Origin of the sequence: Polaribacter sargassicola, assembly GCF_021991835.1 — a bacterium.
Lineage (GTDB): Bacteria > Bacteroidota > Bacteroidia > Flavobacteriales > Flavobacteriaceae > Polaribacter > Polaribacter sargassicola.
Map to the genome: position 1 here is coordinate 1 of NZ_JAHDAU010000226.1, position 282 is coordinate 282.

Consider the following 282-nt stretch of genomic DNA (forward strand, 5'->3'; position numbering starts at 1 on the left):
GCATTCCGTCAACTGCTTTGTTATAATCAAATTTACGTTTTATATAAAACTGTGGTAATAAATGTGAAGCTCTTTCTATTGGGCCTGCTACTAATTGAGGAAAAAAACTGACAAAGGCTGTAAATGCTATAAAATTATCTGTAGCTTCTAATTTCCTTTTATAAACATCAATACTATAACTTAATGTTTGAAAAGTATAAAAACTAATACCCACAGGTAAAATTATGTTTAATGTGTTTGCTTGTATTTCTGATCCAAAAAAGGAAAAAGCAGTTATAAAAT

The 282-nt window shown here is 28.0% G+C and carries 1 pseudogene; it reads right to left on the minus strand.

The window, feature by feature from the left end:
- Window positions 1–282 (minus strand): annotated as a pseudogene (locus tag KI686_RS16610) (MBOAT family O-acyltransferase); the annotation flags it as partial.